The sequence below is a fragment of the Methylomonas subterranea genome (assembly GCF_024505185.1).
Taxonomy (GTDB): Bacteria; Pseudomonadota; Gammaproteobacteria; order Methylococcales; family Methylomonadaceae; genus Methylomonas; species Methylomonas subterranea.
This window is the reverse complement of sequence record NZ_JANIBJ010000004.1, coordinates 25,103-43,173: the sequence shown is the minus strand read 5'-3', so window position 1 is coordinate 43,173 and position 18,071 is coordinate 25,103. Positions and strand designations below refer to the sequence as shown.

Below are 18,071 nucleotides of genomic sequence, written 5' to 3'. Positions count from 1 at the left end.
CCACCTTATTTTTCGTTCCAGCGAACCCGGGGCATGACTATCCGGTGGTCAATTGCATCCTTATATTTGATGACTCTTTCGAGCATTGATGCAACGACTTCATCCGTTAAATAATGCGGCTTGAGTCCTAGCTCCAATAATCCGGTATGCATGGCGTTATAGTAATGATCTTCCATCTCTTTTCTTGGATTTTCAATGTTAGCTACCCGAACCCCAAGGTTCATTGAGTTGCCCACCCGCTGTATTCGTTCGGCCAATGAATTGACGGTGAATTGTTCCGTAAATTGGTTAAGCACCCTCAATTCGCCTTTTCCTGCCGGATGCTGCATTGCCAGACTGACACACTGCAGCGTGTCTTTCAGGTTCAAATATCCGCGCGTTTGCCCACCCTTCCCGTAAACGGTCAGCGGTATGCCAGCAACAGCTTGCACTAGGAAGCGGTTGATTACCGTTCCGAAAATATCATCATAGTGAAAATTAGGAAGTAGCCTTTCATCAATCTCTGCTTCTGAGGTGGAAAGCCCGTATACCGGTCCTTGCATCAAGTCAGTAACGCTCAAGCCATAAACCCTGACATAAAACCAGAGAAGGTCAGTATCCAGAACCTTCGTCGTGTGATAGAGGCTGCCAGCCTGACGCGGATACAAGAATTTTTGCGTCCGGCCATTGTGGGTAATATCAATCCATCCTTCTTCGATGTCTATGTTCGGCGTACCATATTCGCCCATCGTGCCCAGTTTGATAATGTGACAGTCGGGTGCATGTTGGGTGATAGCCCAAATAAGATTGAAGGTAGCGCCCAGGTTATTCTGGAAGGTAACTTGCGCTTCCCGAAAACCTTTCATCGAATAAGGCGCTGAAGGTTGTTCCGCATAATGCACGACTGCTTCGGGACTGAAGTCACGCACCAATGTTTCCAAAGCACTAAAATTCGCACAGTCCCCGATTTCAACCCGAATTTTCTTTCCAAGTGTCGCCTCAAATATTTCCGCCCGGTCATGCAGATTTGGTGCTTGGACAAGAGGCTCGGAACATGTCTCTCGGGCAATATTCCGCCTGAGGTAATTATCCATGACACAAACTTCGTGACCAGCCGACGCAAAAGCCATGGCCGTGGGCCAGCCCAAATAACCGTCTCCACCGAGGATCAGTATTCTCATTGGCGAAACTCCTTTTTTGTTGATGAATGAATCACGTCGGGCAACACGGGGGCATCCAGCAAATGATTTTCACGGAGGAATACCTTGATGTCTGGGATAGACATGAAAGACTCCTCTGCAGAAACGTAGGGCTTGGAAACCACTCCGTTCAGGATATCGGAATAGTCATAGGCAATATCATGATACACGCCACGGAAAGCAGGCAATACCGCGAAGTAATCCTTCAACTCGATAGCACGACGGATTTCCTCTTGACTCATCAACTCCTCGTATAGCTTTTCGCCTGCTTTGGCACCAATAAACCTGATTTCCACTTGCTCCGGATCGAAGCCATATTGCGGGGCCAGGTCCTCTATCATTGCTTTAGCTAAATCGACGATCCTTACCACTGGCATCTTGGTAATAAATACCTCGCCACCGTAGGCTAATGCCACGGAATCGATCACCAGGCGAACTGCCTGGGAAACACTCATGACAAAACGCGTCATTTCGGGATCCGTTACCGTAACTGGGCCACCTTTTGCAATCTGATCGCGAAAAACCGGCACAACCGAACCATTTGAACCCAATACATTGCCAAATCTGGTAGAGGTAAATATAGGCCCGTTGCCGCGCTTGTGGCTATTGGCTGCCGTAATCAGGCGCTCTCCCATGAGCTTGGAAGTGCCCATGACATTGGTTGGATTCACGGCTTTGTCTGAACTGGTAAAAACCACTCTTTTTACTCCCCGCTCCGTTGATGCTGCAATCACATTCTGCACACCTTGGATATTCGTTTGCACCACTTGTTCAGGCGAACGCTCGGAGAGAATGACATGCTTCAACGCTGCCGTGTGGAAGACAATGTCAACGCCCTTCATCTTGCGCAAGAGTTCGTCGCGGTCGCGAATATCCGCCACATAGAAACGCACTCGTGGATCGTCCAGATACCGCTGTTCCATGAAGAAAAGCTGACTTTCATTATTGTCCAACCCGATTACTTCTTCCGGCGTATGAACCGGATCGGCCAACAGTTGGGATATCAGTTCGGCGCCGATCGTGCCGCAAGCGCCGGTTACGACTATTCGATTATTTTTCAAGGAACAGTACTCTATGATTTTGCGATATAAATTATTAAGCTAAAATTTTATTATTATTTGCAGAACTCATTCATGATTACCGATTCAATAGTTATTTCCATAAAACCAAGCAAAATTCTATTCAAATAAAGTTTCTATTGAACAAAAATAATCGAATTAATCAAATTATATGCTAGTTACCTTCTATGCATTTTTTTAATAATTGCTTAAGCTTGCGTACTCTGTAGGGAATCCCGTGGCGCACGACCTTAAACACTTTTAATGGCAAATCCGGCAAGGGGGTTTTTAACACATTAGAAAAAGAGGTTGGCTGCAAAAACAAGAATATGGAATAAAACATAAAAAATAATCTTTCCAAATTTCGTGTCATTAAAGCATCGTCAATAGGACCATAACGCATGACCAAAAAAGCTCGAGCTTTCAATCGAAATAAGAACCCGGACATACCAGTACCTTTCGAAACCGAAGCAATTAGTGCGCGCTGACGGCATAACATTTCTCGCCGGGGAAATTTCACACTGCTAGGGTCGCGCGCATGCATTCTCTTCAGCGACTTCTCATAAGTGTCTCCCGGATGTACATCGCGGCAAATCAAATGTGTTTCCGGGGTATATAAGAAACGCCCTGCTTTTGCACAGTGTGTCAACAGAATGAAATCCGTAGCGATATACGCCCCTATTCCCGCGTCATCCCATGCTTTGCGTAATGCATCCGTTCGAAATACTCCATACACAAGCGCAAAATCATGCAAATAACGAAGGAGCCCCAATATGCGCGTTGTGGGTTCCTTGTCGGCTAAAGACTCATGGTAATCATAATATCCGTAGCTTCCGGTCGGGCGACCATCAACATCCACGTGAAGTGCGACACCATAAGCCAATACTGCCTCAGAGCAATTTTCAAGAAGTTGTGTTAGTTGCCTGACATAACAATCGGGTAGTGCGTCATGACTGCCAAGCCACATGAAGAATGGCGTGTCGGCTTTATCCAGCAAGTACTTGAAATTGGCAACCGAGCCTAGGTTATAAGGCTGTCGCACGAAATGCACATTGGAATATTCTCGACTTAATTTCTCGCAAATAGCCGCCGAGCCATCAGTCGATGCATTGTCAGAAATCCATAAGGTGTCACATTGAGGTGCGGCGGAACGGATCGCTTCCTCGATGAATTTTTCCTCGTTGTACTGCGGAATACCGATAGTAACCTTACTGCTCATCAGTCCAATCGCCTCAAATAACCATCCGGTGCAACTGTTATGAGCAGTTTGTTTTGTATGGTCTTGTCAATTTCAAATTCCGGATGCGATTTTAGATATTCCCATACGGCGGTTTTAGGATTATTGCCAGGCCCCCATGGACGGTCAGGAAACATCTCGGCGGGCATGTCTTCAATAAGAGTATCGAAAACCACGCAGTAACTATCTTTGCTAGCAAGTGGCGCATAGGCATTTAATTCGGCCAGTACATGTTCATGGGTATGGTTACTGTCCAGGCAAACCAAAACTCGGGAATAATTGGCGGCTATCGCGTGAACCTGCTCGATAACACCCTGCGCAATACTGGAGCCTTGAATCATTTGAATCCGCGACGCCATTGGGTGCGACTCAATTGCGGCGCGATTGTGGGCGCGGATGTCGATATCGATTCCTAGAACCTTACGACTGGAAACACTCGGATCGAATGTCGCACCCGCTTCGATAGCATCGCACATATCCAATTGCGCCAACATGGAAGCACTGAAGATCAAAGAACCGCCGTGGGCAATACCTGTTTCTATGATTAGATCGGGCTTTATTTGCCAGATCAACTCCTGCATTGCAACGATATCCTGTGGCACTTGTATAATGGGTCTTCCACTCCAATTATAATTGTGGGAATATTTATGCGTTGCAATTTGTCTTAGCCATATTCTTGATAAGGCCTGTAAATCCTTATCTTTTCCCAGTCCATCAATACTCTTGTCTACGTCTTGTTTAAATTGTTCAGTCGCGTTCATTTAATAAACTTTCTCCATGGCAGGGTGCTTGAACAGATGAATTCAATACCATTTCGTCCACAATTAGCCACTAGATCGAGGCTGGAAACGTAAGGAGTGAACTCACCATAAGGCTGGGGATAAGGCTTAAGCTGATAATCCATATAGCGGACGTCAACGCCTTCATATTCAAATAATGCGTGGTTTAAGTAGCGAGCAGCGCCATGTCCTGTGATATAAACATTTCCCTGCAAAGCCTTGACTGTATCCAGTACTCTTTCACTGCTAGCTCCGGTAATATTCATACTTGTAATATCCACAAACCGAGTATCGGTAGCGATACCAAAATATCTGGTCAATTCAATCATGGACGCTCTGGCGAGCATGCCGATATCTTTATATTCCTGGCTATAAACCTTTTCAACAATCTTTAAAGCGTCCTCAGCATAAGGTGCATCGGCAAAACTACGTTTCATTAGGTCAAAATGCTGTCGCTTCCAATCGCTTCCGCCCTTAGGCTGTACTTCGTTGATACGCTGTCCCAAATGAAGCTTCGCCAAAGGCACAGTCATCCACTTTTTGTTATCCGGGAGTTTCAATTGCACTCTATTTACGAAACTTCCTTTCGAGAACTGCACATCGTCATAATGCACAAACACATCAGCAAGCTTCAACTGTTCCAATAGTCCCACCCATGGAAACAGCATTGATTGAGAAATAACAACATTCATAAATCTTTATTAAAAAACGCCTTGCAAATATTATTACAGAGTATAAACGGAATGTATGCTCTTTTCAGGATAACCGTGTGCTATCAAAGTACGTTTGATTTCATCATGAAAAGTCATTGAGCCAATAAAAAAACTTCCATTAGCCACATATTCTATGTCTGATAAGGATTTAATGGGGCGAGCGTAGCCATCTATATATTTCCCTTGCCACGACATATTCGAATCATAAAGATCGCTGTCGCCAAAATTTCCCACCGTCGCGAGATATGGAATACATCTCAATGGAACATAGTAATGGCTAGAATACCCCAGTTTTTGATAGAAATCCCCAAATGCAGTTAATTTCTGGTATGCTCTTTCAAAAAAACCCTTGCATGAAGCCAACTTTATAGATTCAATCTTACGTATTACTGAATCTTTTTTTCGCGCAATCACATGGAAAGTATTTCCATATGAACCAGACTTCACCGATATGTCTGAGAACCCCGCATTCGCAAGCAGAAGATAAATAGAGGCCTCAGTAAACATATTGACGTGCTGGTGCTCAAGCATAGAAATATCACCCAGAGCAATTGACTGGGTTGAATTGGTGGTTGAAAAACAAAAGACTCCACCCTGCTTTAGTGATTTATAAACTGCCTTCGAAAATTGATCCACCTGAGGCACATGTTCAAAAACATCATTACAAAAAATTAAATCTGCTTTCCCGTAAATAAGATGCTCATCAAAGAAATCGTTTATTAGCTCGAAACCAAGTCTTTTACTCCATTCCAGTGAATATTCAGAAGGATCAATACCAATTACCTTGAATCCGTGCGCCCTCAAAAACTGAATGCTGAAACCAGCCCCGCATCCGATCTCAAATGTTTTCTCAGGCGCATATGTCTCAACAACTTCAAGAAAGAAGCGATTTACACTTGAACCATAAGTATTGATTTGCCCCGACTCCGGGTTCAAAAATCCTATATTCGCATTTTGCTGATACGCATTATTGATTGCCTGCCATTCGACATCAGTAGGACGAAACTCAAGATAGTCATATTCCAGTCTAGCTGTAATCCTGATTGGCAAACGAACTGGTATTTTTGATGTACCTACGGAATTGGAAAGCCTCCAATAAAAAGGCATTTCCAGGATTTCAAGAGAGTCTTGCTGAACATTCCACCGCTGAGTCATATGCCAACCCGATAGTATGATGTGAGAAAAAAACCCCTTTGTCAGTTCTCATACCCGAAAAGAAGATTGGTTGTTGGGGGTTGCTCAACGTTAGTAACTCGGTATATTTATCGAGAAGCGCTGCATTTTTTAAACTGGGTATAGGTACCCGTAACGTGGTCGGTAATGTATAGGAGTCTACAATAGAAGCAAAGGGCAGAATTCTTTTCAACTCAACTTCTACATCTTGAATCAGCGGAGCGTTCCCTATGTCATGAGTTACCTCGACAGAAATAACCACAGAATGATCATCCGAGTTTTCAATACCATATGCATCATAATTAACGATGCGGGAAGACAAAGTCTCGGCATCATGGCACAACATGTAATATGCAGGGAACTCATCTGTAATATTCTTGGCAAGCTTAAAGTAATAAATGCTTAACTCAAGTAAATCCATAGAATTCTGGGAATTCGGGACAATCGCAGCAAGCGGTGACGCGATAATACATGCATCAAACTGCTCATTTATTGGCACACCGTTAAACATCACTTTGTTATCTGTGATCATTATTGAACTGTTAAAACAAACCCGTATGTTCTGTTCTTTAAGCCAGTTCATGACTATCTCAGAGAGGTCGCCACAAGTGTTCTTGAATCTGGCAGCCATTCTGCCATTGAACACAACACCGGAAGGCTGAGATTGATCTGGATTTGCTATCACCTTATCCAGCCAGTTATCTTGTTTTAAACTGTCTGCCTCTTGCTTATCACAAACCACAACACGTCTTAAATCGTAAAAACAATGAATAGCATCCGAACTTAATTGTGCTGGTTCTGTTTTCCATAACTTCTTCAGAATAGGCGCAAAAACTTTCTCTCCGGCAATTCTACCAAATCTTGCATTCACAGCCTCCAAAGCATTACCGGGATTATAAGCGTCACTTCCGCCACACATTATCTGTGCGAGAATTTCCTTCTGCTCAGGCAATTCCCGCACATCTGGATAAATACTATTAAAGGAATTTTTGTTGAAGTTATAGGCAGATCCTATATCAACCCTATATCCACTCCACACTTGAAAAACATCAGATCCGAATATTGCACACAAATGCTTGTAATGTTGCTCGGTAAGATACAGCACATGCATACCCAACTCTTGTTTTCCAAATGGTGTATCTACCTTGCCGTAAAGTCCCGCAACCGCTTTACCTTTTTCTATCAAGGTTACATCAAACCCTTTTGACCTCAACTCAGCGGCAGCAACAAGCCCCCCTATAGAAGCGCCAACGACAGCGATATGTTTATTCACCTTAGTCTGTTCCCCCGACTTGCATCCAGCTAATATGCGGACAATATGGAATTCTATGCAGACGAACGTTCTCTGCCCCAAAAACCTCGATCAAAGCCTTAGTTTCACCAGGCCACATTGCTTGGTTAAGTTCTTCAAACACCAGAATACTGCCACGTTGTAACCTTGGCTTAATAATCTGAAGAATCTTCTTAGTCGGCATATATAAACCCAGTCCGAAATTAGCCATTGCAACTATTGTCTCCTGATGTGCGCCCAAATACCGTTCTACCGAATCCGGCAAGACACCCTCTTCAATTTGAGCTCTAGCGACATGACCTAACGGACGATTGAGGTCACACAGAGCGATTCCCCTTTCCAACTCTCTCTGGCCATCTTGAAATTCCATTGCCCCAGGTCTTTTAAGATCGAATTTTTTTCCATCTTCCCCAAAATCATTTTCGTCTAACTCAGAAAAGCCAGCAAAAGAATCGAAACCAATAATTCTCCGAACATGGTTATATGGCTCATAAATTGCGCTAAGTTGGTGCCAAGTAAAAAGAGAAGACCCTCGATAAACACCGAAGTCCATTATTGAACCATGAATCGAAATAATATTTTTAAATATCTCGTTTCTAGCAAGAAAGTAACTGATTGCCTGTCGAGGCACAAAACGGGGAAACGCATGCATCTTCTGACCATAACTTGAAGAAGAGCTTTGAAAATATTCTTCAATATTCTCGAAAAACTCTTGCTCTGGGTGCAAATAGTTTTTCTTGTCAGACTGATCCATAATTTTATCTCGTTATAAAAGTGGTCGATGATATCAAAGAGACTGTATAAACTACTCAGAAACTTCGTTCTCTGTCTTACATTTAAGTCAAGACAGTAAATTTTTTATTACCTTGATCACTCTATCCTGCTCAATTTCAGTTATATCGTGGTAACTAGGTAGATTAATAGCCCGCTCCGGAATATGCCAAGCGTTTATATTGATAGGTACCGACTCAAACATTTGCATCCCTGAAAGGGGCCAGAAAAAGACACGCGCATCGATATTCTCAGCCTTAAAGGCGCTCTGAAGTTTCTCACTCGTAACACCAACTGACTGATTAAAAACCGCCGTAGGCATCCAAGCTCCATTGATTTTACCTAATGACTCTGGATTCATAATTAGCCCCGGAAGAACTGCCAAATGCTCTCGATAATATGAAAAAATTTCATGTTTGCGCGCTGTTAAATTATCTATACGTTCAACTTGAGCACAACCAATCGCCGCTTGAATATTGGACATCTTGTACTTAAAACCAACCATGTCCGGCCAAAACTGTTTGGTCTGTCCACGCGCCCGTCCATGGTTACTCAAGGTAAGGACATGTTCGTATAAGTCTGGATCGTTGGTAACAAACATCCCGCCTTCACCCGTTGTGAGTGTTTTGGTACCATGAAACGAAAATGCTCCGAACTTACCCATAGAACCAGCGCGTTTTCCATGATACACAGAACCAATTGCTTCTGCCGCATCTTCAATCACTGAAATACCGTATTTTTCGCCAATTTCGAGCAATCGATCCATCTCACAAAGATTTCCGTAAAGGTGAACAGCAACAATCGCTTTGGTTCGGGGCGTAATGGCTTGCTCAACCAATTCCGGATCAAGGCACCAGGAATCTGGAAGAATATCGATAAATACCGGTTTGGCTCCCAGATGAACAATGGGCGCAGCTGTGGCAATCCAATTGGTATCAGCCATGATGACCTCATCTCCTGGCCCAATACCCATCGCCGCCATACCCATATGCAACGCACCGGTACAACTCGATGTGGCAATGGCATATTTGACACCTAGATGGGCTTTAAACGCCTCTTCAAAGCGGTTGATATAGTCGTAGCATTTGTCGCCCCAACCATTCGCCGCCGCGTCGGTGGCGTAGCGGACTTCCAATTCGGTGATCGAAGGTTTGGTGTAATGTATGCGCGGCTTCATTGAGTCTCCAATTTTGGCACTGCGGTGACAAACTTAACCCCAAGTTCAGCTAGTTTTGCATTTTGGATTCTGACCTCAGCCGCAATATTCCAAGGCAGAATCACCAAATAATCAGGACACGCTTCAAGCAGCACCTCGGGCGACAAAATTGGAATATGACTACCCGGCATGAATTTGCCCTGTTTGGATGTAGCGGCATCACAAACATATGGCAATAAATCAGGCTTTATGCCGGCGTAATTGAGTAAGGTATTACCTTTGGCTGCCGCACCATAGGCGACCACTTTTTTACCAGCGCGCTTTTGCTCGATCAAAAACCCAAGAAAATCATCCTTAACTCGATCCGCCTTGACCTGAAAAGTTTGATAGATGACCAAGTCGCGCAGACCTTGTCGCGCTTCCGCGGCAAGTACAATGTCGACCGCGGAAGTCGCTGAAATTGATTTTTCCGCATGACAACCGTAAATGCGCAGGCTACCTCCGTGAGTCGGCAACTCTTCGACATCATAAATCCGTAAACCGGCTTGCTGAAAAATCCGGTTAACCGTCCATAACGAAAGATAAGAGAAATGTTCGTGGTAAACGGTGTCGAACTGGGTATGTTCGATCAGGCGCATCAAGTGCGGAAATTCTAATGTGATAGTACCATCGGGTTTAAGCACGGTTTTAAGCCCGGCCGTAAAATCGTTGATATCCGGCACATGAGCATAAACATTGTTGCCGATAATCAGATCGGCTTGCTTTCCCTGGTCGACAAGACATTGGGCCAGCTTTTTACCGAAAAATTCGCGCATTACCGGAATACCTAATTTCTCTGCTGCCGCAGCGGTGCTGTCGGTGGGTTCTATTCCGAGGCAGGGAATCCCTGATGCAACAAAATTTTTCAGCAAGTAGCCGTCATTGGAGGCAATTTCGATTACCTGACTATTTTTGTCCAGCTCAAGCCGCTTGGTAATCATGGTGACGTAACGCGCAGCGTGATCCAGCCAACTCTGGGACACGGAGGAAAAATAAGCGTAATCGCGGTTAAAAAGCTGATCGGCCTCGGCGTAATCTTCGGTTTGCACCAGCCAGCACTGCTCACAGACAAACAATTTAAGCGGGAAATAAAGTTCGGGCTTGTTGAGATCGGCAGTCGTTAAATACGCGTTCGAAGGTGGTGCAAAGCCAAGATCGAGAAAAATATTTTCCAATGGCGCGTGACAATGTCGACAATTCATAAACTAATTCCGGAAAAATCTGGAGTGATCAAGGCATGCTTTTGATCGCGCGCGGAAAGATCCGCTACTGGCAATGGCCAAGTAATAGCCAAACGTGGGTCGTCATGGCGGATACCCGTCTCTGCAGACGGCTGATAAAATGCGGTATGCAGATAAAGCAGTTCGCTTTCGGATTCCAATACCTGAAATCCATGGGCACAGCCTTCCGGAATCACCATCATCTTGTGGTTTGCCGCACTCAATTCCTCGGCATGCCATTGCAAGAAAGTGCTTGAATCCGCGCGCAAATCGACAGCCACGTCCCATACACGCCCTTTTAAACAGCGAATCAGTTTCATTTCCGCATATGGTGGATGCTGGAAATGCATGCCACGCACTGCTCCTTTAGAATTGGTGTGGGAATGGTTGATTTGCACTATTCGCCGTGCGCCTATAACTTCGTTTAGCTCCTGTTCACAATACAATCGTGAAAATGCGCCGCGATGGTCTTTAAACACTGCACTTTCGACAATGACGACACCTGATATTTTCGTCTGACGAATGTTCATGAAGTCGCCCACTCAACTCCAGCCATTTGAGCAGAAGCGATGTAATCGGCCAGTTGTGCCTCACTCTGCAACTGATCATTTTCATAGTATTGACGATACCACTGTGCAGTTGCCACGAGTGTTTTATCGAAATTCCAGACCGGCTTCCAGCCTAATTGGGCTTTAGCCTTGGCACTATCCAGGTACAGTAAATTGGCCTCGTGTGGCTGGGACTGATCAGTAGTTTGCCAATTCACTTCAGGCCAGTTAACTTGCAATCCTGCTAAAACATCAGCCACAGTCCGGTTTCCTTCGGTTTCCGGACCAAAATTCCAGGCATCGGCCATTTGCGTTTTACCTTGTAAAAGTTTTTGTCCTAGCAATAGATAGCCACTAAGCGATTCCAGTACATGTTGCCAAGGTCGAGTTGCCGACGGCGAGCGAATCAAGAGCGTTTTCCGCTCCGTCAACGATCTCACCAAGTCGGGTATCAGGCGATCTTCCGACCAATCGCCACCGCCAATTACGTTACCGGCACGAGCCGACGCCAACAACGGCGTCTCGTCATGCTGAAAAAAAGCCTTACGATAACTATTGACCACCAGCTCAGCCGCCGCTTTGGAAGCACTATAAGGGTCATACCCTCCCAAGCGATCATTCTCCCGATATCCCCAGGCCCATTCCTGGTTTTCATAGCATTTGTCGGTAGTCACCACCACTATCGCCCTTAAATTTGGCGAGTACCGACAGGCTTCCAGCAAATTGGCTGTTCCCATGACATTGGTAGACCAAGTTTTAAGTGGGTCACGATAGGAGCGTCTGACTAGTGGTTGTGCGGCGAGATGAAAAACTATTTCCGGTCTGACTTCCGCGACAATCCTTGTCATTGTTTCCGCATCACGAATATCCTGTAAATACTGCGGAATACCGATGCGAAGTAAATCCCAATGGTTCGGAGTGCTTTCTGGAGGCAAAGAGTAACCAAACACATTGGCTCCAAGTTTGGATAACCAAAGCGCCAACCAACTCCCCTTGAAACCGGTATGTCCCGTTATCAATACGCGGCGACCGCGGTATTGGTTATCAAATAACTTCATGCCCACACTTTCCAGGGCGGATTGGTTGCCCAAAGTGCTTCAAGATGATTTTTATCCCGCAAGGTATCCATCGCCTGCCAAAACCCGGAGTGACGGTATGCCAGAAGTTGAGACTCTGATGCTAGCCGTTGCAAGGGCTGAGACTCCCAGCTGGTTTGATCACTTTGAATGTAATCGAAGACATCCGGCTCCAACACAAAAAAACCACCATTGATCCATGAACCATCACCCGCCGGTTTTTCTTGAAAGTGGTGCACCAAATTGTCCTGCAAATTCAGTGCGCCGTAGCGGCCCGGGGGTTGGATGGCGGTTACGGTAGCGTATTTCCCGGCTTTGCGATGGTAAACAATTTGCTCGGCAATATTGACGTCCGCCACTCCATCGCCATAGGTAAAACAAAAGGTTTCGTCACCTACATAACTTTGCACTCGTTTTAATCGTCCACCTGTCAACGTGGATTCACCTGTATCGACTAAAGTCACCCGCCAAGGCTCTGCATTTCTTTGGTGAACTTCCATACGATTACTTTCCATGTCGAATGTAACATCCGACATATGCAAAAAATAGTTAGCGAAATATTCTTTGATCACATATCCCTTGTAACCCAAGCAAATAATGAAATCATTAATCCCGTAGTGGGAATAGATTTTCATTAAGTGCCAAAGTATGGGCTTGCCGCCGATTTCAATCATTGGCTTGGGTTTGAGGTGTGACTCTTCACTAATACGAGTGCCCAATCCACCAGCAAGAATGACTACTTTCATTTAATATCCTGGTGAATATTCCAAACCAATTTAGGCCGTACCACACCTGGAACTATTCCGGCATAACCGTAACGATTTGACCGCTCATCCATTGGATCGATTACGTTAAATGTTAACGCATTCTGATCGAAAAACTCTACCTCAAAAGAACCTGAATCTAAATAAGTAGTCAAGGCCAATCCAACAAAATAAGCACCTTCGTTTAACAGGTGACCTGGAATCTTACAGTCTGCAACATATTGGCCAGGCGACATTTTTGTTACCCCTTCAGCGCTCGATACAAACACAGTCGTTCCACTGGAAGTTGAAAAATGAAAATTAGGCACACATTTTCCGGCAATCGACTTCTTAATCTTATAAAGCATTCGTACAATTAATTCGTCGTGAATGCTTATATCCGAGGCGGCACTTAAGCCAATTAATTCGCCCCTAATTAACACCGCATTATCACTCTCAAATAATTTTCCAACCCTGGCGCTTTGCTCGTTTTGCTGTTGATAATAATGCAGTATGGCTTCCGAAATCTGTCCCTGAAATTCTAGTTGCCCGGCATTAAGCATAACCCCTTTTTTGCAAAGATTAGAAATCATCGCCATGTTATGACTAACAAATAAAACCGTCCGCCCTTGATTGCTAACTTCCTCCATTTTACCTAAGCATTTCTTCTGAAACTGCATATCGCCAACAGCAAGCACCTCATCAACAATCAGTATCTCGGGATCAAGGTGCGCGGCTACAGCAAAGGCAAGACGCACATACATGCCGCTGGAATAGCGTTTAACCGGCGTATCTAAAAACTTCTCCACCTCGGCAAAATCGACAATTTCGTCAAACTTGGCTTTAATCTCTTTCCGCCCCATACCTAAAATGGCGCCATTCAGGTAAATATTCTCCCTGCCCGTTAATTCAGGATGAAATCCCGTTCCTACTTCCAATAAACTTGCAATACGTCCGTTGATATGAATTTTTCCAGACGTTGGATCGGTAATGCGCGACAGTATTTTTAACAGAGTCGATTTACCAGCACCATTACGCCCAATAATACCAACCTTGTCACCTTGCATAATTTCAAAATTAATATCCTTTAATGCCCAGAATTCTTCCTGTGCTTGTTCTTCCGATTTTGAACGACTGAAAGGATGGCTAATTCCATTTATAAATTTTTTACCACTTTGAATAAAAGAATCACTCAAGGTTTCGTAATGCGCCGATTTTTTTTCATGCTGGATGATATACTTTTTACTCAGGCTTTCTACTTTTATCGCAACACTCATCAAATCACATCCGCAAAGGTTTTTTCCATTCTTCTAAATTGAAGCACACCAATTACACAGATTATAGAAACGACAATTACGGATATATTTAACTCCGTACTATTAAACGCCGTACTCCCTCCGCTGATAACCCAACGAAAACCGTCAATAACCGCCACCATTGGATTCAGGTAATAAAAGCTCTGATATTGTTCCGGCACCACGGATGAACTAAAGCCTACAGGCGAAATATACAAACCCAATTGGACAATAAACGGAACCACATACCTGAAATCTCTGTATTTGACATTTAATGAAGCTACAAACAGTCCAGAACCTAATGCGGCAAAAAAACCCAGTATTAAAAACAACGGCAGCGCCAATAGATTCCAGCTAGGCCAATATTGATACCAAGCCATCAATATCAATAAAATAACAAATGAAATTATAAAATCCACCATGGCAACCATAACCGATGCCGCCGGAATAATAAGCCGGGGAAAGTATACTTTTGAAATCAGATTGGCGTTACTGATCAGGCTGTTACTGGCATCGGCGAATGCACTGGAAAAAAATGTCCAGGGCAACATAGCGGAAAATACATAAATGGGGTAAGGCACCCCTTCGCTTGGAAGCTTGGCTATTTTACCGAAAACAATGACAAATATCACCATTGTTAACAACGGCCGAATAATGGCCCACAACAAACCGATGACAGTTTGTTTGTACCGCACGGCTACATCACGCCAAGCTAAAATATAAAACAGCTCTCGGTATCGCCATAAATCCATCCAATAATGTCTTTCGCTTTTACCTGCCTCTATTGTGAATTGAAACTGATGTTGTTTTGTCATATTTATTGGCTAATATCTTTATAACTATAAACAACTAAAAATTCACTGCTTTTGCTTAGTTGTTTTATTGTTGCGCGCGGCTAAGAAGTCGAACTTATTATTAATTTGATCCGCGATTGACAGGCGACTGCAATATCGTTAATCCGTATTCGGCAAACTCAAGCAGACCCTTATAAGCCGCTTTCTTTATTACGGCCCTAATGATCTCGGGCTCAATGTTGAGATAATCATGTACCAAGGCATTTCTCATACCGATTATTTTCCGCCATTCTACATCATTTACCCTCTCAACACCTTGCCGAGAGAGTTTTTCAAACGCGGCATAGGCATCGGCGGGTGCCGTTTTAAAGAAAAAGTAATTCCAGTGTTTGGCGATGCCGATACAAACTTCTATAAGCACTTGCAATGTACGCTCGGCGGCGCGATATTCGTAACGACTTAATGCCCGTTGATTGGCAATATCCGTTAGTCCTTGCAGTTCGCTTTTCAATTCAGCAAGATGCTCCCGCATGGAAAACACATAGGTTTCATCCATTACCGGCACTCATAAGCTGCTGCTTTTGATAGTGATACAGGTAGTCTATTTCCCATTTCGACATGATACGTTGCAGTTCTTGAGCTAGGCGGCAGTCATTTTTACTGAGCCACAATTCGCCATTTTTCAACACGGACATTGCCAGCGGAATCGGCGCGATATCGATATCCAATACACTTAATTTTCCCTCGGGCAAATTAAGTGTATTTTGCCAGTCCAAGGCGAGCAGCTCCGGCCTTAAGCGGCGCTCAATCGCATCGCTCTCCCATGCTTTGAACGCAACCGCCAAGTCGATATCGCTGTTCTCATGCGCACAGCCTTTTGCATGGGAGCCGTACAGCCAAAGCAATTCAATGTTGTCGTTTGCTTTTGCCAGCTGAATTAATTGGGCTTTTAAGCTGTTGAACTCCATGCCATTTTTTAGACGGAGGTGAATTTATCCGTATCAAAGCCCGCCGTTTTGTTACTACCAGCACTCGGATGCCAAAAGGCTCTTTGATATATTTGTAGGGCAATTTTTAGCTGATTTACATCTACCTGACTCATAAAACGACGAGCGTCTTTTTTATATTAAAACTCAAGAAACAACCCCTGTTAGCCCGACATTGCCTGGGGATTTATCACAGCAACATCCAGATTTTCTTCGCAACTTTTAATGATTCAGTCAAAACAGCAAAGAAAACGTAGGCTGGAGTCGCTCTGAAAGTCATGGTGGGAGCGACAAACATCCGCGATTCGTAAGGTCATCATCGCGACTGTGCGTCGCTCCTACTAGACTGTCTTTCAGTTGTCGGGCTGATACACCTGTTTCATGATCGTTAGGATTCCACCCCAAATGACTTCCCTATTTATATCCCTCACCTTACCCTCTCCCGGAGGAGGGAGAGGAAACAGAATGCGTAAGACATTTTGGGCGGCATCCTTACCGCAAATTTTAAAAAATCGCTCGCGATTTTTCCGAACAAAAACGTTGCGTCATCCGCCCCGGGGCGCTGCCAGGCTGCTTTAAAGCACATCGTTGAGTTGTACCAAGGCGCATTCGCTTAAAAATCAAGATCAAAAACAGATCAAACCCAAATTTGGTGTCACTTTGAACCTCGCGGGTCGTCCCTACCCAACCGGCGAAGGACTTTAGTGCTTATACCGCTCAGGTGCAACTTCGTAAATTCCAAACAAGCGGTCGAATAGCCGCCGCATTAAAGCGCGCCATCCTGGTAAACAAAACTCGCGAGGCGAACCCCAATCAGCAAAATTCTGGCCGAAATGATAACACAAGCCGGCGGACGGCACCCTCGGTCCTACTTCCTCATCGCCCAAACATTCTCCAAGGTCGCGCCGCGTTGTCTTTCCCGGCGGGCATCGCCCTGCTCCCAACCGTCTATGCTGGCCCTGATATCGGCGGCCACTTTACCGGACAAATAATAACTATGCTCCACAAGGCCGTGCACAACCGGCGTGCAGTCAATCTGATGCACCTTGTTGTGCAGCATGGCCGGGTGCGCGGCGCCGGCACCTCCCAGACGCTCGGGATTCCCCTTGCTGTAGTCGGATATCACCATCGCGGTGTCCCCCCGATTATGGTACAGCGAGACATTGCGGGCTATCTGGTCGATGCTTCCCAGCGGCTGGCCGGGTTCCAGCGCATTGTCGTCGACATCGGGCGCGCATAAAAACACGTGTTCGAAAATACGCGGCAAACTGTTGCCCGGTGTGAAGTCGGCGATTCTTGCCAAGGCACTTTGCAATAAAAAATTTCCCATCGAATGGCACAACAAATGGATATCCTGCCCGCACGGTTGGCCGCCGCCTTTTTTGGCCTTATCGCGCAAATCGGCCAGAAAATCCCGCAATTTCAAAAATCCGCGACCGACCGCCGCGCCGGAACCGCTGGCCTCGGAACGATCCGATTTATATGATACCCACGGCAAGGCCAGACCGTCGGACGGCCAACTGAACAACACCACTTGCACCGTCTGCGATTCGTCCCGCGTCGGCGCATTCCGCAACATCAACTGCAGCGCCAGCGCGGAGCCTACCGCATCGGTCCAGGCCACATTAAAACCATGAATATAAATCAGCACATCGCTACTGTGTTTCATGTCTTGCATCAGATCGGCAAACATGGCCTTGGAACCCAATTTGGTATCGGCCTGGGCCTGTTCGGCGATATCCGCCTTGATGGATTCTTCATAAGCCGCGATTTTGGCCTTCGCCGCGCATCCCGCCAGATACTTGGCCAAATTTTCGCCGTCCCCCACGCCGCAATCCTTCAAGGGCGTATTCAAATGTTTTTCGACGGTATTATCGTCGGCGGCGACCGTCAATACGCCGAAGCGTAGATTCTCCATGCCGTCGTCGCTAAACTTTTTACCGTAACCGTCCGGTTGCCAACGCGACCCCTTGTGTTTACGGTTAGTTGCATAATAGAGCTTATAATCGGACAT

Annotated in this window: 18 protein-coding genes; all 18 read right to left on the bottom strand. The window is 45.2% G+C overall.

Translation table 11 applies throughout. The annotated features are described in order from the left end of the window. Positions 1 to 5 precede the first annotated feature (5 nt). The 18 genes from NP590_RS03085 to NP590_RS03000 all read right to left on the bottom strand — a co-directional run bounded on the left by NP590_RS03085 (position 6) and on the right by NP590_RS03000 (position 18,071). Positions 6 to 1,160 carry an NAD-dependent epimerase/dehydratase family protein gene (locus tag NP590_RS03085; RefSeq protein WP_256600749.1) on the bottom strand — a complete coding sequence of 385 codons (1,155 nt, stop codon included), beginning with the start codon at positions 1,158 to 1,160 and terminating at the stop codon, positions 6 to 8. Then, positions 1,157 to 2,239 (bottom strand): SDR family NAD(P)-dependent oxidoreductase, encoded by a 1,083-nt coding sequence (locus tag NP590_RS03080; RefSeq protein WP_256600748.1) that lies wholly within the window; start codon positions 2,237 to 2,239, stop codon positions 1,157 to 1,159. Before NP590_RS03080 ends, NP590_RS03085 begins: the two co-directional genes overlap by 4 nt. A 172-nt stretch (positions 2,240 to 2,411) precedes the next feature. Further along, the gene (locus NP590_RS03075) at positions 2,412 to 3,455 is read right to left on the bottom strand and encodes a glycosyltransferase family 2 protein (RefSeq protein WP_256600747.1); all 1,044 of its coding nucleotides are present in this window, start codon (positions 3,453 to 3,455) and stop codon (positions 2,412 to 2,414) included. After that, entirely contained in the window at positions 3,455 to 4,234 is a 780-nt protein-coding gene (locus NP590_RS03070) for a cephalosporin hydroxylase family protein (RefSeq protein WP_256600746.1), read from the bottom strand. The genes NP590_RS03075 and NP590_RS03070 overlap by 1 nt, the downstream gene beginning before the upstream one ends. After that, positions 4,231 to 4,944, bottom strand: coding sequence for a WbqC family protein (locus tag NP590_RS03065; RefSeq protein ID WP_256600745.1), 714 nt, complete (start codon positions 4,942 to 4,944; stop codon positions 4,231 to 4,233). The genes NP590_RS03070 and NP590_RS03065 overlap by 4 nt, the downstream gene beginning before the upstream one ends. 33 nt (positions 4,945 to 4,977) lie before the next feature. Further along, the gene (locus NP590_RS03060; protein ID WP_256600744.1) at positions 4,978 to 6,120 is read right to left on the bottom strand and encodes a class I SAM-dependent methyltransferase; all 1,143 of its coding nucleotides are present in this window, start codon (positions 6,118 to 6,120) and stop codon (positions 4,978 to 4,980) included. Then, a complete protein-coding gene (locus tag NP590_RS03055; protein WP_256600743.1) occupies positions 6,083 to 7,411 on the bottom strand; it encodes an NAD(P)-binding protein in 1,329 nt (442 codons plus the stop codon). Before NP590_RS03055 ends, NP590_RS03060 begins: the two co-directional genes overlap by 38 nt. A 1-nt stretch (position 7,412) precedes the next feature. Beyond that, complete coding sequence (locus tag NP590_RS03050) at positions 7,413 to 8,183, bottom strand: hypothetical protein (protein WP_256600742.1); 771 nt, start codon at positions 8,181 to 8,183, stop codon at positions 7,413 to 7,415. Between the two features lie 87 nt (positions 8,184 to 8,270). After that, positions 8,271 to 9,377 (bottom strand): DegT/DnrJ/EryC1/StrS family aminotransferase, encoded by a 1,107-nt coding sequence (locus NP590_RS03045; protein WP_256600741.1) that lies wholly within the window; start codon positions 9,375 to 9,377, stop codon positions 8,271 to 8,273. Beyond that, complete coding sequence (locus NP590_RS03040) at positions 9,374 to 10,597, bottom strand: class I SAM-dependent methyltransferase (RefSeq protein ID WP_256600740.1); 1,224 nt, start codon at positions 10,595 to 10,597, stop codon at positions 9,374 to 9,376. Before NP590_RS03040 ends, NP590_RS03045 begins: the two co-directional genes overlap by 4 nt. Beyond that, on the bottom strand, positions 10,594 to 11,145 hold the full coding sequence (gene rfbC, locus NP590_RS03035) for a dTDP-4-dehydrorhamnose 3,5-epimerase (protein ID WP_256600739.1): 552 nt from the start codon (positions 11,143 to 11,145) through the stop codon (positions 10,594 to 10,596). The genes NP590_RS03040 and rfbC overlap by 4 nt, the downstream gene beginning before the upstream one ends. Further along, positions 11,142 to 12,221, bottom strand: coding sequence for a CDP-glucose 4,6-dehydratase (rfbG, locus tag NP590_RS03030; RefSeq protein WP_256600738.1), 1,080 nt, complete (start codon positions 12,219 to 12,221; stop codon positions 11,142 to 11,144). Before rfbG ends, rfbC begins: the two co-directional genes overlap by 4 nt. Next, positions 12,218 to 12,985 (bottom strand): glucose-1-phosphate cytidylyltransferase, encoded by a 768-nt coding sequence (gene rfbF, locus NP590_RS03025; protein WP_256600732.1) that lies wholly within the window; start codon positions 12,983 to 12,985, stop codon positions 12,218 to 12,220. The genes rfbG and rfbF overlap by 4 nt, the downstream gene beginning before the upstream one ends. Then, positions 12,982 to 14,259: an ABC transporter ATP-binding protein gene (locus NP590_RS03020; RefSeq protein WP_256600731.1), complete on the bottom strand. Its 1,278-nt coding sequence runs from the start codon at positions 14,257 to 14,259 to the stop codon at positions 12,982 to 12,984. Before NP590_RS03020 ends, rfbF begins: the two co-directional genes overlap by 4 nt. Further along, positions 14,259 to 15,092, bottom strand: coding sequence for an ABC transporter permease (locus NP590_RS03015; RefSeq protein ID WP_256600730.1), 834 nt, complete (start codon positions 15,090 to 15,092; stop codon positions 14,259 to 14,261). The genes NP590_RS03020 and NP590_RS03015 overlap by 1 nt, the downstream gene beginning before the upstream one ends. Positions 15,093 to 15,192: 100 nt before the next feature. After that, positions 15,193 to 15,627: a type VII toxin-antitoxin system HepT family RNase toxin gene (gene hepT, locus NP590_RS03010; protein WP_256600729.1), complete on the bottom strand. Its 435-nt coding sequence runs from the start codon at positions 15,625 to 15,627 to the stop codon at positions 15,193 to 15,195. Next, positions 15,620 to 16,039, bottom strand: a complete 420-nt coding sequence (gene mntA / locus NP590_RS03005) for a type VII toxin-antitoxin system MntA family adenylyltransferase antitoxin (protein ID WP_256600728.1) — start codon at positions 16,037 to 16,039, stop codon at positions 15,620 to 15,622. The genes hepT and mntA overlap by 8 nt, the downstream gene beginning before the upstream one ends. Positions 16,040 to 16,925: 886 nt before the next feature. Next, entirely contained in the window at positions 16,926 to 18,071 is a 1,146-nt protein-coding gene (locus tag NP590_RS03000; RefSeq protein ID WP_256600727.1) for an alpha/beta hydrolase, read from the bottom strand.